Source organism: Streptomyces sp. NBC_00631 (assembly GCF_045206895.1).
Classification (GTDB): domain Bacteria; phylum Actinomycetota; class Actinomycetes; order Streptomycetales; family Streptomycetaceae; genus Streptomyces.
Window position 1 is genome coordinate 8,671,605 of record NZ_CP107734.1, and the last position, 16,426, is coordinate 8,688,030.

General features: G+C 69.6%; 17 protein-coding genes and 2 pseudogenes. 10 read left to right on the forward strand and 9 right to left on the reverse strand.

What is annotated here, in order from left to right; translation table 11 throughout:
• Positions 1–120: 120 nt before the first annotated feature.
• The 3 genes and pseudogenes from OHB00_RS39640 to OHB00_RS39650 all read left to right on the forward strand — a co-directional run.
• A pseudogene (locus OHB00_RS39640) lies at positions 121–439 on the forward strand (MerR family transcriptional regulator); the annotation flags it as partial.
• 236 nt (positions 440–675) lie between these two features.
• Positions 676–1,851: a PP2C family protein-serine/threonine phosphatase gene (locus tag OHB00_RS39645; protein WP_406446176.1), complete on the forward strand. Its 1,176-nt coding sequence runs from the start codon at positions 676–678 to the stop codon at positions 1,849–1,851.
• 295 nt (positions 1,852–2,146) lie between these two features.
• Positions 2,147–2,347, forward strand: a complete 201-nt coding sequence (locus tag OHB00_RS39650; RefSeq protein ID WP_406442312.1) for a hypothetical protein — start codon at positions 2,147–2,149, stop codon at positions 2,345–2,347.
• A 266-nt stretch (positions 2,348–2,613) separates the two neighbouring features.
• On the opposite strand, the gene OHB00_RS39655 is transcribed toward OHB00_RS39650, so the two are convergent.
• On the reverse strand, positions 2,614–4,305 hold the full coding sequence (locus OHB00_RS39655; RefSeq protein ID WP_406442314.1) for an acetolactate synthase large subunit: 1,692 nt from the start codon (positions 4,303–4,305) through the stop codon (positions 2,614–2,616).
• A 194-nt stretch (positions 4,306–4,499) separates the two neighbouring features.
• Between OHB00_RS39655 and OHB00_RS39660 the strand changes: the two genes are divergently transcribed.
• Entirely contained in the window at positions 4,500–5,237 is a 738-nt protein-coding gene (locus OHB00_RS39660) for a flavodoxin family protein (RefSeq protein WP_406442316.1), read from the forward strand.
• Positions 5,238–5,291: 54 nt separating this feature from the next.
• Here the strand turns inward: OHB00_RS39660 and OHB00_RS39665 are convergent, their stop codons facing one another.
• On the reverse strand, positions 5,292–5,735 hold the full coding sequence (locus OHB00_RS39665; protein ID WP_406442318.1) for a GtrA family protein: 444 nt from the start codon (positions 5,733–5,735) through the stop codon (positions 5,292–5,294).
• A gap of 203 nt (positions 5,736–5,938) precedes the next feature.
• Here OHB00_RS39665 and OHB00_RS39670 point away from each other — a divergent pair, with 203 nt between their 5' ends.
• The 3 genes from OHB00_RS39670 to OHB00_RS39680 are packed head-to-tail and all read left to right on the forward strand — an operon-like array spanning position 5,939 to position 8,558.
• Positions 5,939–7,363: a molybdopterin-dependent oxidoreductase gene (locus OHB00_RS39670; protein WP_406442319.1), complete on the forward strand. Its 1,425-nt coding sequence runs from the start codon at positions 5,939–5,941 to the stop codon at positions 7,361–7,363.
• Positions 7,364–7,365: 2 nt separating this feature from the next.
• Positions 7,366–7,869, forward strand: a complete 504-nt coding sequence (locus OHB00_RS39675) for a hypothetical protein (RefSeq protein ID WP_406442321.1) — start codon at positions 7,366–7,368, stop codon at positions 7,867–7,869.
• On the forward strand, positions 7,866–8,558 hold the full coding sequence (locus OHB00_RS39680; protein ID WP_406442323.1) for a class I SAM-dependent methyltransferase: 693 nt from the start codon (positions 7,866–7,868) through the stop codon (positions 8,556–8,558). Before OHB00_RS39675 ends, OHB00_RS39680 begins: the two co-directional genes overlap by 4 nt.
• Positions 8,559–9,119: 561 nt before the next feature.
• Here the strand turns inward: OHB00_RS39680 and OHB00_RS39685 are convergent.
• Positions 9,120–9,431: an ABC transporter substrate-binding protein gene (locus OHB00_RS39685; RefSeq protein ID WP_406442325.1), complete on the reverse strand. Its 312-nt coding sequence runs from the start codon at positions 9,429–9,431 to the stop codon at positions 9,120–9,122.
• A 458-nt stretch (positions 9,432–9,889) separates the two neighbouring features.
• On the opposite strand from OHB00_RS39685, the gene OHB00_RS39690 reads away from it, so the two are divergent.
• Positions 9,890–10,534, forward strand: coding sequence for a LuxR C-terminal-related transcriptional regulator (locus OHB00_RS39690; RefSeq protein ID WP_406442327.1), 645 nt, complete (start codon positions 9,890–9,892; stop codon positions 10,532–10,534).
• On the opposite strand, the gene OHB00_RS39695 is transcribed toward OHB00_RS39690, so the two are convergent.
• Complete coding sequence (locus OHB00_RS39695; RefSeq protein ID WP_406442329.1) at positions 10,495–11,481, reverse strand: DMT family transporter; 987 nt, start codon at positions 11,479–11,481, stop codon at positions 10,495–10,497. The genes OHB00_RS39690 and OHB00_RS39695 overlap by 40 nt on opposite strands.
• On the reverse strand, positions 11,478–12,023 hold the full coding sequence (locus OHB00_RS39700) for a MarR family winged helix-turn-helix transcriptional regulator (protein WP_406442331.1): 546 nt from the start codon (positions 12,021–12,023) through the stop codon (positions 11,478–11,480). Before OHB00_RS39700 ends, OHB00_RS39695 begins: the two co-directional genes overlap by 4 nt.
• 61 nt (positions 12,024–12,084) lie before the next feature.
• Between OHB00_RS39700 and OHB00_RS39705 the strand changes: the two are divergent.
• Positions 12,085–12,306, forward strand: a pseudogene (locus tag OHB00_RS39705) (hypothetical protein); the annotation flags it as partial.
• 107 nt (positions 12,307–12,413) lie between these two features.
• On the opposite strand, the gene OHB00_RS39710 reads toward OHB00_RS39705, so the two are convergent.
• The 4 genes from OHB00_RS39710 to OHB00_RS39725 all read right to left on the reverse strand — a co-directional run bounded on the left by OHB00_RS39710 (position 12,414) and on the right by OHB00_RS39725 (position 15,181).
• Complete coding sequence (locus tag OHB00_RS39710) at positions 12,414–12,659, reverse strand: hypothetical protein (protein WP_406446386.1); 246 nt, start codon at positions 12,657–12,659, stop codon at positions 12,414–12,416.
• Between the two features lie 127 nt (positions 12,660–12,786).
• On the reverse strand, positions 12,787–13,230 hold the full coding sequence (locus OHB00_RS39715) for a hypothetical protein (RefSeq protein ID WP_406442332.1): 444 nt from the start codon (positions 13,228–13,230) through the stop codon (positions 12,787–12,789).
• Positions 13,231–13,972: 742 nt separating this feature from the next.
• Complete coding sequence (locus tag OHB00_RS39720) at positions 13,973–14,458, reverse strand: DUF6114 domain-containing protein (RefSeq protein ID WP_406442334.1); 486 nt, start codon at positions 14,456–14,458, stop codon at positions 13,973–13,975.
• Positions 14,459–14,566: 108 nt separating this feature from the next.
• Positions 14,567–15,181 carry a DUF6230 family protein gene (locus OHB00_RS39725; protein WP_406442336.1) on the reverse strand — a complete coding sequence of 205 codons (615 nt, stop codon included), beginning with the start codon at positions 15,179–15,181 and terminating at the stop codon, positions 14,567–14,569.
• A 272-nt stretch (positions 15,182–15,453) separates the two neighbouring features.
• On the opposite strand from OHB00_RS39725, the gene OHB00_RS39730 reads away from it, so the two are divergent.
• Entirely contained in the window at positions 15,454–16,158 is a 705-nt protein-coding gene (locus OHB00_RS39730; protein ID WP_406446178.1) for a MerR family transcriptional regulator, read from the forward strand.
• Positions 16,159–16,426: the final 268 nt, after the last annotated feature.

The window sequence follows — 16,426 nt, forward strand, 5'->3', positions numbered from 1 at the left end:
CCAGGCCCCTGTGGACGAAACAGGCCGGCGCAGTGTGCCGGCAGATGGCGTTGCAAGGTCGGGGCCAGGGTGCCGGCACGGCACCCGGGCCCCCCGACGCGTCTGCGGAAGAAGAGGTCTATGCCCCCTGCCGGTCCCCGTCCCGTCGACAATCTCGACGACGACTACCCCGCCTACACCATGGGCCGGGCCGCCGAGATGCTCGGCACCACCCCCGCCTTCCTGCGCGTCCTCGGCGAAATCGCCTGATCACACCTCCGCGCTCGGAAGGCGGACACCGCCGCTACTCCCGCTACCAGCTGCGCATCGCGGCCCGCGCCCGCAACTCGTCGACGGGGGCGCGCCCATAGAGGCCGCCTGCCGCATCGTCGTTCTCGAAGACCAGCTCGAAGACGCCCAGCGCATCAACGAGCAGATGCGCACCCAGGGCGGGGCGCAGCGAAGACCTCTGCGTGACTTGAGCACGCACGGCTGTCGGCCGAATCCTGACCGTCAGCGAACGAGGCCGTCGCCCGATCGAGGCGGTGCAGTCGAAGCATGGCCCGTGATCGGCCGCGGTTGACGCTCGGCGTGGCAGCTTCCACCCTGATAGGGGGCGGTGAAAGGACCGCGGTCGTGAGTGGTGGGCGCAGTGGGTATCCCGAGCTCCTGACAGCTGCGGAGAGGGCGGCGCCGGTGGAGGCCGTCGACGTGTTCGCGGAGGAGCTGCGGCGGCGCTTCGGCGCCACGAAGGTGTCATTCCTCATCGTCGATCTGACGGGGAAGGCAGTGGCGCGGCTGTCCACAGCCGGGGCGGTGGGGGACGGGCGGGAGGCGGAGCGGATCCCTCTCTTCGGCAGCGTCTACGAGGTCGTGATCCGGACCCAGCGGCCGTATCAAAAGGCGACCGACCAGGGGCAGCAGGTGATCCTTCCGATCACCAACCGCGGAGACGCCATCGGACTGCTGGAACTGCTCCTGCAGGCCAGCCCCGACCCGGACGTCCTGGAAGCGGTCGGGGAAGCCGCCCACGTGCTGGCGTACGTCGTGATCGCCAACGGGCGCTTCACCGATCTGTACACCTGGGGCAAACGCTCCCGGCCACCCACCCTGGCAGCGGAGATCCAGTACCAGCTGCTGCCGCCGTCGCTCTCGTGCGAGGCCGCCCAGTTCACTCTGTGCGGGAGCCTGGAGCCCTCCGCAGCCCTCAGCGGCGACACCTTCGACTACGCCCTGGACCGCGACACCCTGCACATATCGGTGACCGATCCCATGGGCCACGACATCGACGCCGCCCTGGCCGCCACGGTCCTGGTGGGCGCCCTGCGCGGCGCCCGCCGCGCAGGAGCCGGTCTCGCGGAGCAGGCCCACCTGGCCGACCAGGCCCTGGCCGACCACGACCGCGGCCACGCCACCGGGCAGCTGCTGCGCATCAACCTCCGCACCGGGCGGGCCCAGCTCGTCAACGCCGGCCACCCCTGGCCCCTGCGCATGCGCGACGGGATCACGGAGACGATCACCTGCGAGGTGGACCATCCCTTCGGGCTGTCCGTGCGCGTACCCCACCCCTACCGCGCCCAGGACATCGATCTGCGCCCCGGTGACCGTCTGCTCATGCTGACCGACGGCATGCTCGAACATCACGGAGACAAGGTCGACCTTGCCGACCTGCTGGAGAGGACCCGGGATCTGCACCCGAGGGAGACCGCGCTGCTGTTGACCTCCGCAGTCCTCGACGCGGCAGGCGGCCGCCTCGAGGACGACGCCACCGTGATGTGCCTGGACTGGCACGGCCCCCAGCACACTCAGCGACACGTCAGCTCCGGCGCGGACACCAGGCAGGCCTCAGCCGCCCGTACGAAGGATCCATGACCGCGACCGCTCTCGGGGAGGCCGCATGGTGGCCGCGGACCCGAATGACGCGAGGGCCGGTCCAGCCCGCCCCGTTCCTGCCAGAGGGCCCGTGCCCGCGATGACGGGCTCAGCCTGGCCGACGTATTGATGATCAGGGCATGAGCCGGGGGCCGTAGTGCATGACGGCCTCCCCTGCCGGTGCCACGAGCCTGGGCCCGGCGGGACCAGGGCAGAGGCACAGCCGGCCCTTCCTCCTCGGCCGCCTCAGACTTCTACGGAGCGTTGACCGGCTTGGTCACGCCCGCCTCGCCAGGTGGCGACGTACGCCGTCTTCCCCGACCGTACCGCCGTGATCCGCCTGGTCGGCGCCGTCCTCGCCGAGCAGAACGGCGAGTGGACCGAGGCCCGCCGCTCCATGGGACTCGACCTGCTGGCCAAGGCCCGCCTCCACCCGATCGAGTCGCGTCGCCGATCGCCTCCTGGCCATCGAGTGAGCCTCGGTCGGCCTCAATGATGACGAAGGAGGCCAGCCAGCCGCCTCAGCCTTCATGATCAACGTGCGCCGGTTGGCCACGACGCTTTCCAGCGTGGCGAAACACTTCTTGCGTCCATCGCCGTCGACCCCCATCCATGGCCGGGCCGAAGCCAAGGTCCTCTCGGTCTCCCGGCCGACCGTCGGATCCGCTGCGGAGCGCCGGTCCAGGGCAGTCAGTTGGCTGAATGGACCTGCCAGAATCAGTGGCAAGACGACCAAGGGTGACGACTGCACGTGGTCTCGTGTCAGAACGGGCCGTGGAGGTTGCCCAGTCTGTCGGTCAGCCGCAGATTCTCGGAGTAGTCGACGGCACAAGCGATCACGGAGACTGTGTCGTCGTCGAGGGCGCGGCGCAGTGTGGGCAGCAGCTGGTCGGCGGACTCGACCCGGTAGCCGCGTGCGCCGAAGCTCTCGGCGTAGGCGACCAGGTCCGGGTTGGTGAACCGGGTGTGGCTGTGGCGGCCGAGTTCGAGTTCCATCTTCCAGGTGATCAGGCCGTATTCCTCGTCCACGAGGACGAGGACGACCAGGGGGATGTGTTCGCGGACGGCGGTCTCCAGTTCCTGGGAGTTCATCAGGAAGGAGCCGTCGCCCATCATGGCCAGGACGCGTCGGTCCGGCCGGGCCAGTTTGGCGGCGATGGCGCCCGGCAACGCGAAGCCCATGGTGGACAGGCCGTTGGAGACCAGGCAGGTGTCCGGTTCGTAGGTGGGGTAGAGACGGGACATCCACATCTTTCCGGCGCCGGTGTCGGCGAGCACGATGTCCCGGCGGTCCAGCGCGGTGCGGACGTCGGACACCACGCGTTGCGGCACCAGGGGGAACGCGTCGTTGTCCCGTCCGTACTGGAGTTCTTCGTCGAGCAGCGTACGGATCTTCGCGCTGCCCGCCGAGTCGTAGGTGAGGCCGTCGGGCAGTGCCGCCGCGAGTGCGTCGAGCACCTGCGAGAGGTCGCCCTCGACGCCCACGGTGACCGGGTAGTGGGCGTCGACCTCGGCGGGGAAACGATGCACGTGCACGATGCGTTTGTCGCCGTTCGGGTTGATCTTGGCGGGGTCGAACTCCTGGATCTCGTAGCCCACGCAGACCAGTACGTCGGCGGTGTCGAAGCCGAAGTTGCCGTAGTCGTGGCGCATGAAGCCGACCGCGCCGAGGGCGTTCGGGTGGTCGTCGGGGAAGACGCCCTTGCCGTGGAAGGTGGTCGCGACCGGAAGGTTCAGCCGTTCGGCGAACCGCACCAGGGCGGCCGAGGCTCCGGCCCTGGCGGCGCCGTGGCCTGCCAGCACGACAGGGTGACGCGCTGCGGTGAGTACTTCGGCGGCTCGTGCGATCTGGGAGGGTGACGCCGCGTCCGCCCGCACCGCGTCGATCTGCAGGGGGGCGAGCGGCTCGGCGGGACGTTCGGCCTCGATGTCCTCCGGCACCGCCAGGAACACGGCGCCGGGCCGCTCGCTCTGCGCGGTCTTGAACGCCGTGCGCGTCATCTCGGGCACCGCGTCCGGACACTCGATACGGGCCGCCCACCGGGTGACGGGAGCGAACATCGACACCAGGTCGATGACCTGGTGCGACTCCTTGTGGATACGGCGCAGAGAGCCCTGGGCGGCCAGGGCCACCAGCGGCGCGCTGTTGGTCGTCGCGTCCGCGGTGCCGAGCAGCAGATTGATCGCGCCGGGGCCCAGTGTGGCCGAACACACCCCGGCCCGGCCGGTCAGCCGTCCGTAGATCTCGGCCATGAAAGAGGCGGCCTGCTCGTGCCGCACCAGGACATACCGGATCCCGGAGCCGTTCAGGGCGTCGACGAAGCGGATGTTCTCCTCACCGGGGATCCCGAAGACGTACTCCACGCCCTCGGCCTGCAGACAACGCACCAACAGATGCGCGACGTCCTCCACGACTGCCGTGTTCCGCGACCCGGTCGCGCCTTCGGTGCCCATGAGACGAAAGTAGGTACGCCGACCTGCCCCGGCCACTCGGCGGCCGCCGACCGGGGCAGCCATGGGCACCGAAGTCCCGAGCTCGCCCGAGCCATTCGGATGAGCTGTGGTGGCGGCTGCCGGTGGCGGCAGGCACGCTGGACCCGGGTACACCGCCGTGCGCCGTGCGGCGGCAGCGCTTCTGGGAGGATCGCGTGACTGCTTCGTCGCCCGCCACCGACGCACCGCCGGCCCGGTACGACGACCTGCGGGCCCTGGTGATCAACTGCACCCTCAAACGCTCGCCGGAGACGAGCAACACCCAGGGGCTGATCGACCGCAGTACCGCCGTCATGGACGCGCAAGGAGTGCGCGTCGACGTCGTAAGGGCGGTGGACCACGACATCGCGACCGGGGTGTGGCCCGACATGAGGGAGCACGGCTGGGAGACGGACGCCTGGCCGGAGTTGTACCAGCAGGTCTTGGCGGCCGACATCCTCGTACTGGCCGGTCCCATCTGGCTGGGCGACAACAGCTCCGTGACGAAGCAGGTGATCGAACGCCTCTACGCCTGCTCCAGCCTCCTCAACGAAGCCGGTCAGTACGCCTATTACGGCCGCGTCGGAGGTTGCCTGATCACCGGCAACGAGGACGGCGTGAAGCACTGCGCCATGAACGTCCTCTACAGCCTGCAGCACCTTGGCTACACCATCCCGCCGCAGGCGGACGCCGGATGGATCGGCGAGGCGGGCCCTGGCCCCTCCTACCTCGACGTCGGTTCGGGCGGCCCGGAGAACGACTTCACCAACCGCAACACCACCTTCATGACCTGGAACCTGCTGCACCTGGCCCGGGCGCTGAAGGACCTCGGTGGCATCCCCGCCTACGGCAACCAGCGCACCGCCTGGGACGCCGGCTGCCGCCGCGACTACGAGAACCCCGAGCACCGCTAGAGATGCACGTGATCGCTGTCGGGACGGTGTGCCGGGCAGGTCGGTGGGGTCGACTCAGCGGCCGTGGCCGCCGAAGACGACAAGCCGCAGCAGGGTGAAGCGCACCACCGTCACCAGGGCGAAGCCCGGTACCAGCACCAGGGCCTCCTGTGCAGGCGAGGCGGTGGGCCGGTAGTGGAGGAAGAGCAGGAGTGCCCCGGAGGTGACCACGTACGCCAGGACGAACAGGACGCCTGCCGCGAGATGAGCCCGGGCGGCACGAACCGGAGAGCCACGGAAGGTCAGTCGCCGGTTCGCCTCGGTGTTGAGGACGGTGACGACGCCGAGGGAGGCCAGATCGGCCACGAGAGGAGGCGACCAGTGGCGCAGCACCCAGTACAGCAGGGCCTGACCGGCTGTGGAGGCGACACCGATCACGGCGAACCAGCCGACCTGTCCGGTCAGCGTGGCGCGGCCGGGTCGGTCGGGGGCGCTGTGCCGTGCGTCGAGGCGTCGCACCCTTCCATCATGAGCGGGGCGCGGAGTCTGGCGGACCACGTGAAGCAGTTGTTCGACCGTTCGGCTGGTGACGGACACCCGCATGCACCGCATGGCCGACAGCCCGCCCTGGCTTGTCCCAGCTTGCGAATGTCTCGTCCGTCAGGCACGGGTCGAGGCGTCGCCCCGTGGTGGGGCTGGTCGGCGACCGGAGGAGACGGCCGATGACAAGTGGCGGACGGCCGTCGGGGCCGGCTCCCTCCGGTGGGCCGCAACGCCGGGGAAAGGACGGAGAGCGCACGCGGGTGTGGCGTGAGCGCGTGGAGGCCGCGGCGGCGGCCGCGACCGCGCGCACCCGGGCGGGGGCGCGGCGCATCGGACAGACGCCCCCGCCTCCTGGTCCGTTCCGTCCCGGCTTCTGGCGCAGTCCGATCCGCGGGCCCTGGCTGACCTCCGTGTTCGGCCTGGTGCTGCTGGTCGGTATCCCGCTGCTGTTCGTGACCGGGCTGCTGTCCTACGCCTCGTACAACCCCGGGCTGAGTCCCCACAACGACGAGACCCCCGACAAGGGGGTGCTGGGTTTCTACCTCTTCAGCTGGCCGACGCACCCGTACTGGCTGTACCGGCTCAACCAGGGCGTGCACGTGACGCTGGGCGTGATCCTCGTCCCGGTGCTGCTGGCCAAGTTGTGGTCGGTGATCCCCAAGCTGTTCGAGTGGCTTCCGGTGCGCTCCGTCGCCCACGGGCTGGAGCGGCTGTCCCTGCTGATGCTGGTCGGCGGGGTCATCTTCGAGTTCGTCACCGGCATCCTCAACATCCAGCTCTACTACGTCTTTCCGGGCTCGTTCTACCGCCTGCACTTCTACGGCGCCTGGGTGTTCATCGCCGCCTTCGTGGTCCACGTGTGCCTCAGGCTGGGCCGGATGACCCGCGCCCTGCGCTCTCGCGGCCTGGGCGCCGAACTGCGCACCGACCTCGCCCACACCCTGCCCGAACCGCCCGACCCCGACGGTCTGGTGGCCGCGGCCCCTGCTCCGCCCACCATGACCCGCCGCGGCGCGGTGGGCATGGTGGGCGCGGGATCGCTGCTCCTCCTCGTCGTGACCGCCGGCCAGAGCATCGGCGGCCGGCTGCGCGGCACCGCGCTCCTCGCACCGCACAACCGCGATCCGGGCGAGGGCCCGAACGGCTTCCAGATCAACAAGACGGCGGCAGCCGTCGGCGTCCTCCCCGAGTTCGTCGGCCCCGACTGGCGGCTGGAGATCCACGGCCGGGGACCGGTACGGACATTCACCCGCGAGCAACTCCTGACGATGCCCCAGCACACCGCCGCCCTGCCGATCGCCTGCGTGGAGGGATGGTCCACCGACGACCAGCACTGGAGCGGCCTCCGGCTGGCCGACCTCGCCGCCATGGCCGGCATGCCCGGCGCCGGAAGCGTCCTGGTCGAATCCCTCCAACCGCCCGGCCCGTTCACCAGGGTGGTGCTGGGGGGCAACCAGATCCACGACCCCCGAGCACTGCTCGCCCTCCGCGTCAACGGCGCGGACCTCTCACTCGACCACGGCTACCCGGCCCGCACCATCGTCCCGGCCAACCCCGGCGTGAACAACACCAAATGGGTCCACCGGCTCACCTTCAGGGCGTGACCATGGCACGATCCCTCCGCTGGTACGGCTCCGGACCCCTGCACCTTCTCGTCCTGATCGCCTCGTTCGCCCTCACCGGCTACGCCATGGTGCGCCTGTTCGCCGTCCGCCCGCCGGAGGTGGCGATCTGGTTCGTCGGCGCGGCGGTCCTCCACGACCTGATCCTGCTGCCCCTGTACTCGCTGGCCGATCTGTCGGCCCTCTCCGTGCTGCGGCACCGGGCCACGGACGGCCCGGCGGTGCCGTGGATCAACTACCTGCGCGTTCCTGCCTTCCTGTCGGGTCTGCTCCTGCTGGTCTGGTTCCCCCTCGTCTTCCGTCTCGCGGTCCCCTACCCCGGTGACACGGGGCTGTCCGACAGCGTGTACCTGGGCCGGTGGCTGGCTGTCACCGGCGTGCTCTTCGCCGCCTCCGCGGTGGCCTTCGCGCTCAGACTCCGCCGCGTACGGCGGGCCGGCCGCGGCGACGAGAGCCGGCTCGACACCGGCGATGGCACCACATCGTGACGACCGACAAGGACGAGCTGTACGGAGCCGGCGAGGATCCCTTCGCGTTGGCTCTGCGGCCCGGCCGCGGCCCGGTCTATCTGCGGTTGGCCGACGGGCGCCGGATCCGGATGCCGGTCCACCGCTGGCACGAGCGGCCCACCGTGGCCGACGAGACGGTCCTGGAACACTGCGTCGGCCCCGTGCTCGATGTCGGCTGCGGGCCGGGCCGGCTGTGCAGGGAACTCCTGAGCCGGGGGGTCTTCGCTCTCGGGATCGACATCGCGCCCCGCGCGGTCGCCCTGACCACCGCTCTGGGCGGGCTCGCACTCTGCCGTTCGGTGTTCGACCGGCTGCCGACCGAGAGAGGCTGGCAGACCATCCTGCTCATCGACGGCAACATCGGCATCGGAGGCAACCCTCGCGGTCTGCTGTACCGCTGTCGCGGGCTCATCGCGCCCCTGGGGCGCCTTGTCATCGAGCTCGACCCCCACGACGTCGAAGAGCTCTGCACAGCCCGGTTCGAGGACCTTCATGGCCGCAGCGGGCCACTTTTCCCCTGGGCGCGGCTCGGACGACAAGCGCTCCACCGGGTTGCCGAGGACCTCGCCCTCAGCGTCACCGACCAGTGGACGAGCGAGCACCGGCGCTTTGCCACCCTGGCTCACCGGAGATCAGCCCCGGAACGCCCCGACGTGGGACCACGATGACGTATCAACCGTGGTCTTTCACTGCCGGGCCGTCTCGGCGAGAGGACTGACGCCAGCAGCACAGGCCGCGGCCCGACGCTGGCGCCTGCCCGCCGCCCAAGAGGGCGGCCTGCCCCTTCCACCAGCGCGGGGCTCCCGTGGCAGCTGCCCATGACTGTTGTGTGGAGTGGCCGGAGGGGCTGCATGGTAGAGCGGGCGGAACGGTGGGCACATCGGCACCGTTCCTTGGCGGGTCAGTGGTCGGCTTCGGCTTCCGCGGCCACGTCGCGGATACCACGTGGCCGTCCGGCCTCGACCCACAGCCGGTACAGCACCCCGGTGGCGGGCGGGCCCCTCGCCGGGCCCGAACCCCCGTCGAGCAGCACCCCCGCGCCCAGTTTCGCCCTGGATGGCCGCGCCGAAGGGCTCGACCGCGGGTGCGGCGTCCACCTGGCCCCTCTGCAGAGCGGGGACCATCTGCGGCAAGAGGATCTGCCGGTAGACGGGCCGTCCGGTGTGCTGGGCGTCGAGGATCGCGTTCAGGGTCAGGGACTGGATGTTGTTCAGGACGGCGACGGCGACCTACTTGCCGGCGAGGTCCGCGGGCGACTTCAGGGCGGAGTCCTTGGCTACCAGGACGTCCGTCATGTGCCGGGCGATCCGCCCGCCCTCGGCGAGGATGCACAGGTCCAGGGTGCCCTTCTCGTACGCCTGGAGGCAGGTGACGTAGTTCGCGCTCGCGACGACGTCCACCTGGCCCTTGAGCAGCCCGGGCAGCGCCTGGACGCTCTGCTGCACGGGCCGGCTGCGCACGTCCAGGCCCTCCTTGGCGAACAGCCCGCGGTCCCGGGCCAGGTAGAGGGCGGCGGAGTCGGTGAGCGGGAACGCCGCCACGGTCAGCTGCCGTCGGCCGGGTGCGGTGAGGCGTCTGCTTCCCGGACCTGGCCGGCCCGGTCGACGTGCTCCACGTGATCGCCTTGAGCGAGGCAAGCGAGATAAGCGAGGTAAAGGCATGTGGGCATGACTACCCGCCTGGATGACCGCATCACGAGAGACAGTCCTTTTCGATCTTTCGATGGCCGAAAAGCTGTGGTGCGGGGAACGGGTGGCGTGCCCTGGTGGCAAGGGGGAACCAGAGATTCGGCGGCCGTCCGCAATGGCCGGCGGGGTGATCGGTGTTTCGGGATTGCCATTGCGCTTCCGCGCAAACGCGGCAATTCAGCGGGGGTGACACGGGTGGTGCCGGGGGTACGCCTTTACATGCACCTGATTGCGGTCGTGTAACTTTGACTCATGCGCTCGTTGACAAATCATTTCGGGAGGTGCGGAGAAGTGGCACTGAAGGTGCTCGTGTGCGATTCTGTCCCAGTGGTTCGGGACGGCCTCAAGTCGCTCCTTTCCTCAGCGCCGGACGTGACGAGCGTTTCAGTCACAGGTACGCTGTCGAATGCCTCGTCATGGTCCGTAAATTACAGCCCGACGTTCTGATAACCGACCTCAACCCGGCGGGAATGGACGGGATTGATTTCGTCCACCGGGTGATCAAGGAGAATACGCAGGAACGTGATCGGTCGACCGGGATCGTCGTATTCACGAGCGAAATGACGGACCGGACCATAGAGACCCTGTTACGGGCCGGGACGATGACTCTCCTCGAAAAGGAGACGGGGCGTGAACAGCTTCTCACCGCGGTCAGGGCGGCGGCGCGGGGTGAGGTCATGCTCGCTCCCCAAGTGACCGGGAAACTGGTCAGCTGGTTCAGGAACCAGGAGTTCGGGCCGGATCCGGTCCTCGACCCGCAGGTCGAGTCACTGACCCCGCGCGAACGGGAGATCCTCGTGCTCGTGGGTGAGGGGCTGCCGATAGACGAGATAGCGTCGAAACTCGTCATCGGCGCGGCGACCGTACGTACGCACATCTACCGGCTGAGGCACAAGCTCAATGTGCGCGACCGGGCTCAGGCCGTCTCCTTCGCCCACAGTTGCGGGTTGCTCTGAGCCTCCCCGCCCTGCGGACGTGCCGCGCCGGATCCGGCTGACGGCTCGTCGGCCGCGGAGGTCCCGGACGTCGAGCCGGGGACCTCGACCAGGAACATCGCCGTCACCACGAGGGCGCCGCCGGCCAGGGTGGAGAGTGTGAGGCGCTCGCCGCCGGCGAGCACGGCGAACAGGCCCGCGAAGACCGGTTCCATGGTGAGGATCACCGCGGCCTGGGTCGCCGTCACATGCTTCTGCGCCCAGGTCTGCACCATGTAGGCGAAGGCCGAGGCCAGCACCGCCGTGACCAGGACCGCCGTCCAGGCGCCGGCGTCGTGCGGGATCCGCACACCGTGCGGGACGGTGCCGATCAGGCACATCAGCGCGGCGGTGGCCAGTTGGACCACGGTGAGCGCGTAGGCGTCCCGTCCCGGGGACCAGCGTCCCAATGCCAGCAGATGCAGCGCGAAGCAGACGGCACACAGCAGGGTGAGCGCCTCCCCCGAACCGAACGAGACACCGCTGAGCGTGATGAGCGCCAGGCCGGCGGTCGCGGTCAGTGCCGCCGTCCACGCGAGCGGGGAGAGGCGCTGGCGGAACAGCAGCCAGGCCAGGAGCGGGGTGAGGACGACGAAGAGGCCGGTGAGGAACCCGCTGACGGCCGCCGACGTGTGCTGCAGGCCCAGGGTCTGCAGGATGAACGCCATGCCCAGCAGGAAACCGGCCGCCGCTCCGCGCCCCAGTGTGCCGCGGTCGACACGGCGGACGACCGACGGGCGGATCGCGGCCATCACCACGGCGGCTATGGCGAACCGCCAGGTCAGGAAGGAGAAGACGGGCATACCGACGGTGGCGTCCTTGACGACCAGGAACGTGGCGCCCCAGACGGCGGTGACGAGCAGCAGCCCGACCACGGCGCCTGTCCGTAACCTGCTGTGGCCCGGCCGCAGCCGGAAGGTCCTGTTCATGAGGGTCCTTTCGTCCGGGCGGCGGCCGCGGTGTCGACCGGGCACGACTGCTTGGGGCACTCGTCCAGGGCGCACATGCGGCAGATGCGCTGTCCGTGAGCGGCGTCGGTGGTCAGATGGGCCAGCATCCGCCCGAGGAAGCCGGTCAGTACGGTTCTCTCGTCCGGCCGGAGCACGGACATCGCGTCGCTCATGAGACTGCGCCGCAGCTCCAGCAGCCGCTCGGCCTCACGTGTGCCCTCCGGAGTGAGGAAGACGGACACCTTCCTGCCGGTGGCGCCCGGCTCCCGTCGCGCCTTGCCGTCGCGCTCCAGCCGGTCCACCAGCCGGGTGGCGGCGGACTGGGTCAGGCCGAGCGGGCCGGAGATCTGGTCGATGCCGGCGCCGGGCTCCTGCAACAGGTAAGTGAGGGCGGCCGGGGTGGCCCCGCTCTGCCCCGACGCGCCCTCGCTCGCCGTCCGCTGCGCGTCACCCAGCGCGGTGACCAGGGCACCCAGCAGGTTCCCCGTCCGGCCGTCTCCGGCCATGGAGTCCATACCCATGAAATCCACCATGCATGACTCATGCATGAGTGTCAACGTCCCCCTCACGGGCGCACGGACAGGCGGTGCCGGTGCAGCGCCTCGTAGTACGGGAGCTGCTGGCGACCGGGTCACCGTCCTGCCGTCCGGACTCACCAGCACCATCACCGCCATCGACGCCCTCGGCAAGCCCGTGGACATGGCCTGGGCCCCGCAGTCCGTCACCGTGCTGCTCGCCGACGACCTGGACATCTCCCGCGGCGACCTCATCGCCCCCAGCGCGCAGGCCCCGGACACCACCCGGGGCCGTCCTCGCGGCGGGGATGTGCGCCTGAGCCGAGGGGGCCGCGAGGGGCCACCCCACCGCGTCGGCGCGTCGGGGCGGCCCCCTCGGTCATGGCTCCCCGGCACTCAGCCGTCGGTGCCGGCCGGGGTCGTCGTGGTGGTGAGGCCCTCCTTCTCGTTGGCGGCGAGGGCGAACTCGTTGGTGAACGTCTCGCTCAGGTCCACGGATCCGGTCATGTTCCCGACCAGCTTCTCGGTGGCCGGCGCGGTCTTCGGGCCGCCGGCCGGCATGATGCCCTCCGGCAGGAACTGGCCCTTGTCCTCGGTCGGCGCCTTGACGTAGTCGGCCTTGGTGACCAGCTGGTTCTGCACGAACGACGCGGGCAGCTTGTAACGTCGTGGGGTTTCGGCACCCGCGGAAGCCGGCGAACGCGGGGCGCCAGTACCGTTGTTGAGCGCAGCAACCAGGCTCCACACGACCAGCCGCCTTCGACCGGCTTCAGCGTGGCGTTCCGTACCCGTGAATCCCCGGGATGGTGAGCTTTCCGCCCGTCTGTCCGGCCTGGTCGATGTCGGCGTCGCTCAGGCTGAGTTGGAGCTTGAGTTCGAGCTTCCCGATCGTGTCGTAGAGCCACTCCGGCACGGTGTCTGGGGTGAGGTTCAGGCGGAGGACGGGCGGCGTGGGAATGTTCTCGACGCCGGAGAGGGTGCCGGTCAGACGTTCGACATACATGGTGATGTTGTCGCCCTGGAGCGTGGACGTGGAGCCGGGCGCTCCGTCGATGTGCTGGATCTGCGGGCCGACGGGCACCGCCATTCTCAGTTTGCGGATCGTGACAGCCGTGGCGGAGAACTTGAGCACCCGCTTGGGTCCGGCGGCCGTGTCCACGGTCACCACGCCGTGGAAGACGAGGTCGTGCAGTTCGAGGCGGCTCCCCTTCATGTTCCAGGGCTCTGCGGAGAATCGGCCGGCCCGCTTGTCCTCGGGGGCCTTGAGATCGCTGAGGTCGCAGGTACGGGCGGTTCCCTGGGCGGACTCCGGTTGGGGCGATGTCTCCGCGCTCCGGTGGCTGGGTGCAGGTGAGGCGTGCGGCCTGGGCGGCCATGGGTCGAATGGTGCTGTGGCCTTTGGCGTCGGAGTGTCTGGGCTCGGCGAGGGACTCACCTGGGGCGAGGCCGTTTGCTGGTATGTGCTGTCGTGGAGGAGGGGGTCCAGGAGGTCGGCAAGGCTGGCGGAGGAAGCTGCGCTCGGCGCGGGGGAGTGGGCGGTGGTCGGTGCCGGAGTGCGCGCCGTTCCCGCGTCTGCCGTGTGCTCCGGCCGCTTGGCGGGCTCACCGCTCGGTTGGGCACTGGACGTGCTGAGATTGGCGGACGGAGTGGGGCTTGTGGGAGCCGGTTTGGCAGGGGTGGGTGTGTCGTCGGGGCGGGCGCAGTCGACCCTGCTGGTTTGTCCGCCCGGCCGCTCTTCGGGAGCGGAGAGAGCTGCGGTGGCGCCTGTATCGGCGACCTGGGGCAGGCGTTGGCTCCCGAAGACCAGCGCAGTCGGGAGGGCGGTCAGCGCGAGGGCCTTTCCCACGGGCAGACGCAGGCGCGTCAGCGCGGAGGCGCGGGGGATGGCGTGCCGGCCTCTCGGTGGCCTGGCGAAGCGGGGTTCTCCGGCCGGGCCCCGTGTGTCGGGTGACTGGTCATTCATTTCCCGGGCCTCCCTCCGGACCGACGGTGGGTGACGGCCCTTCGGTGCTTTCAGCCTTGTCCGCCGGATGCGCGTCCACCGGCCCCCACGCCAAGGCGAGGAGTCCGCCAGTGGCCGCGAGCAGCGTGCCGGCGAGGAATCCGCCGAAGTTCGAGATGGGAAGGGACAGCACGCCGAGGAAGACCGCGACGCAGCCGGCGAGGATTCTGATGATCGGCTGGAACCAGAGGAGTGCGCCAAGGACGATCAACGTCAGGCCGATGACCAGCGATCCCGCCCCCGCAGTCGTGGACATCGCCACGGACAAGCCGCCCAGGGAAAGGTTGAAGTACGGGAAGTAGATGATGGGTGCGGCAGCCAGGAGCACCAGCAGGCCCGCCCAGAAGGGACGCGTGCGCCGCCAGGCCCGGAAATCCCGGCGGGCGCGGGTGAGGCCCCTGTCAATGTGGGGATGTGCGGGTGCACTGGTGCTCGTCATATGGCAGCTCCCAGGTCGTGAGTGGGTGAGGGTGTCCGCGGGGGAGGTGGAGGGCCGCCGGGCCGTCGTAGGCCGCTTCCGCGCTGAGACGACAAGGCGCAAGCGAGGTCAGAAGCAGTCGTGGCGGCCGGCCGCGATGTTCATGTGCAGTCCCGCCAGTTCGAACGTTCCCGCAGTCGTGGCCCAGACCTTCTGGTGGGCATCGAGGATCTTGACCGAGTCGGCCTGCTGGGCATAGCCGTTGGGGTCGACGCGGTCCTTGGGGTTGACCTGGCCCTTGGTCATGGAACCGGTGGCGACGCCGATGTCGACGTTGGTGAAGGTGCCGGACTTGGCCTGGAGGTCGGTCATGTCGATGTACAGGTTCTTGGCCTTGACCGGTGTTCCCGACCCGCCGGCCTTGAGCGTCATCGTGTAGGTCCCGAGCACAGGGATGTTCACCGGGACGGACTGGCACATATCGGTGACCGTCGCGTCCTTGATGGACGAGACGGAGACGGGCACGTGCTTGCCGTTCTTGGCGACGTCCACCGTGGCGTAGTTGCCGAATCCGGTACCGCTCAGGGAACCGGCCGAGACCTGGAACTCGGAGCCGGAGATGCTGAACGAAGCGGCCAGCGCACCCTGGGCCATGGAGATGCCGACAGCCGCCGTGGCGGCCACCGTCGGCACCGCGCCGACGGCAAAACGCTTCCAGTGGGTCTTGCCGATTCGCTGGGACATGACGCGGTCCTCCGTTGTCGTGGCGTACGAGATCACGGACCGGGGCTGCCTGGCCCGGGTCCGGGCTGGGGAAGAACGACGGCTGGGTACGGCCGTGGCGGTGCCCGGGGCTTCCGCAGGGGCGTGTTGTCCACGCGCGCCGGGGAAAGCGGGCATGCCGAAAAAGCACTCGATAGTGTTACTGCCGAGTACCCGATAGTGGCACTATCGAGTCGGCTGGGCAACCCCCGGTAACGCGATACTGGACGGGACGGTTGAGCGTGAGGGAGCAGATGAGGATTTCAGAGCTCAGTCGCCGGTCCGGGGTGCCGGTGGCGACCATCAAGTACTACCGGCGGGAAGGACTGCTCCCCGAGGGCCGCGCACTGAACCCGACGGCGGTCGAGTACGGCGAGGAACACGTCCAGCGACTCCGCCTGATCCGCTCCCTCATCCAGCTCGGCGGGCTGTCCGTGGCTCGTACCCGCGAAGTGCTCGATGCCGTCGACCGTCCGCTGGATGCGTTCGAGACCCTGGGCGTCGTCCATCACGCACTGCCCGTACCCTCCGCGGACGGTGACGGGAGGGGCGGCAAGGGTGATGCCGGGCCGGATGTCACTGCTGACGAGGCGGTGTCGGGCGAAGTGGCCGCGGCGAGGGTCGAGGCTCTCATCGAGAGCATGGGCTGGCAGATCTCCGACGAGTCACCGCATCGCCCGGCGCTCGCGGCAAGTCTCGCCGCCCTGGGGCAGGTTGGTGCCGACTACACAGCCGGCGACCTCCTCCCCTACGCACGGCTCGCCACATCCACCGCAGACCTGGATTTCGCGCAGCTCGACGGAATCGAAGACCGCATCGCCCTCGCCGAGCGAGCTGTGGTCCTCACTGTGCTGTTCGAGCCGGTGGTCCGACTTCTACGGCGACTGGCCCAGGAGGACGCGAACCATCGTCGTCACGATCGCCGCGCGTGCACTCGGGTCGAGTCGTCGCCGGAGTGAGTGAGGAGCGGCAGGGCGGCGTCGGCCCTGTGCGCCGTACCGCACACATGACAGCAGTGCGCCGGCCTGTCCGAGTCGACCGGCATGGGGCCACTGCGGCCGGTGCCGGTGAGGGCAAAATTCACCTCCTGATGCGGGGCCGGACGGAGGGGGTGGGCCCCAGGGGGGCCTGGGCCGCTGGTCTTGCGACAAAAACTGATCGGTTTACCTTGGTGAAGCTGATCGGTTTCTCATCGCGTAGGCGACCGAGAAGCCTGGACCTGCTGGG

Coding starts and splice junctions, on each gene's coding strand:
- OHB00_RS39670 (WP_406442319.1), top strand. CDS start 5,939: ATGACAAGTGGCGGACGGCCGTCGGGGCCGGCTCCCTCCGGTGGGCCG.
- OHB00_RS39655 (WP_406442314.1), bottom strand. CDS start 4,305: ATGGGCACCGAAGGCGCGACCGGGTCGCGGAACACGGCAGTCGTGGAG.
- OHB00_RS39725 (WP_406442336.1), bottom strand. CDS start 15,181: ATGTCCCAGCGAATCGGCAAGACCCACTGGAAGCGTTTTGCCGTCGGC.
- OHB00_RS39695 (WP_406442329.1), bottom strand. CDS start 11,481: ATGAACAGGACCTTCCGGCTGCGGCCGGGCCACAGCAGGTTACGGACA.
- OHB00_RS39730 (WP_406446178.1), top strand. CDS start 15,454: ATGAGGATTTCAGAGCTCAGTCGCCGGTCCGGGGTGCCGGTGGCGACC.
- OHB00_RS39720 (WP_406442334.1), bottom strand. CDS start 14,458: ATGACGAGCACCAGTGCACCCGCACATCCCCACATTGACAGGGGCCTC.
- OHB00_RS39700 (WP_406442331.1), bottom strand. CDS start 12,023: ATGGGTATGGACTCCATGGCCGGAGACGGCCGGACGGGGAACCTGCTG.
- OHB00_RS39715 (WP_406442332.1), bottom strand. CDS start 13,230: ATGAAGGGGAGCCGCCTCGAACTGCACGACCTCGTCTTCCACGGCGTG.
- OHB00_RS39675 (WP_406442321.1), top strand. CDS start 7,366: ATGGCACGATCCCTCCGCTGGTACGGCTCCGGACCCCTGCACCTTCTC.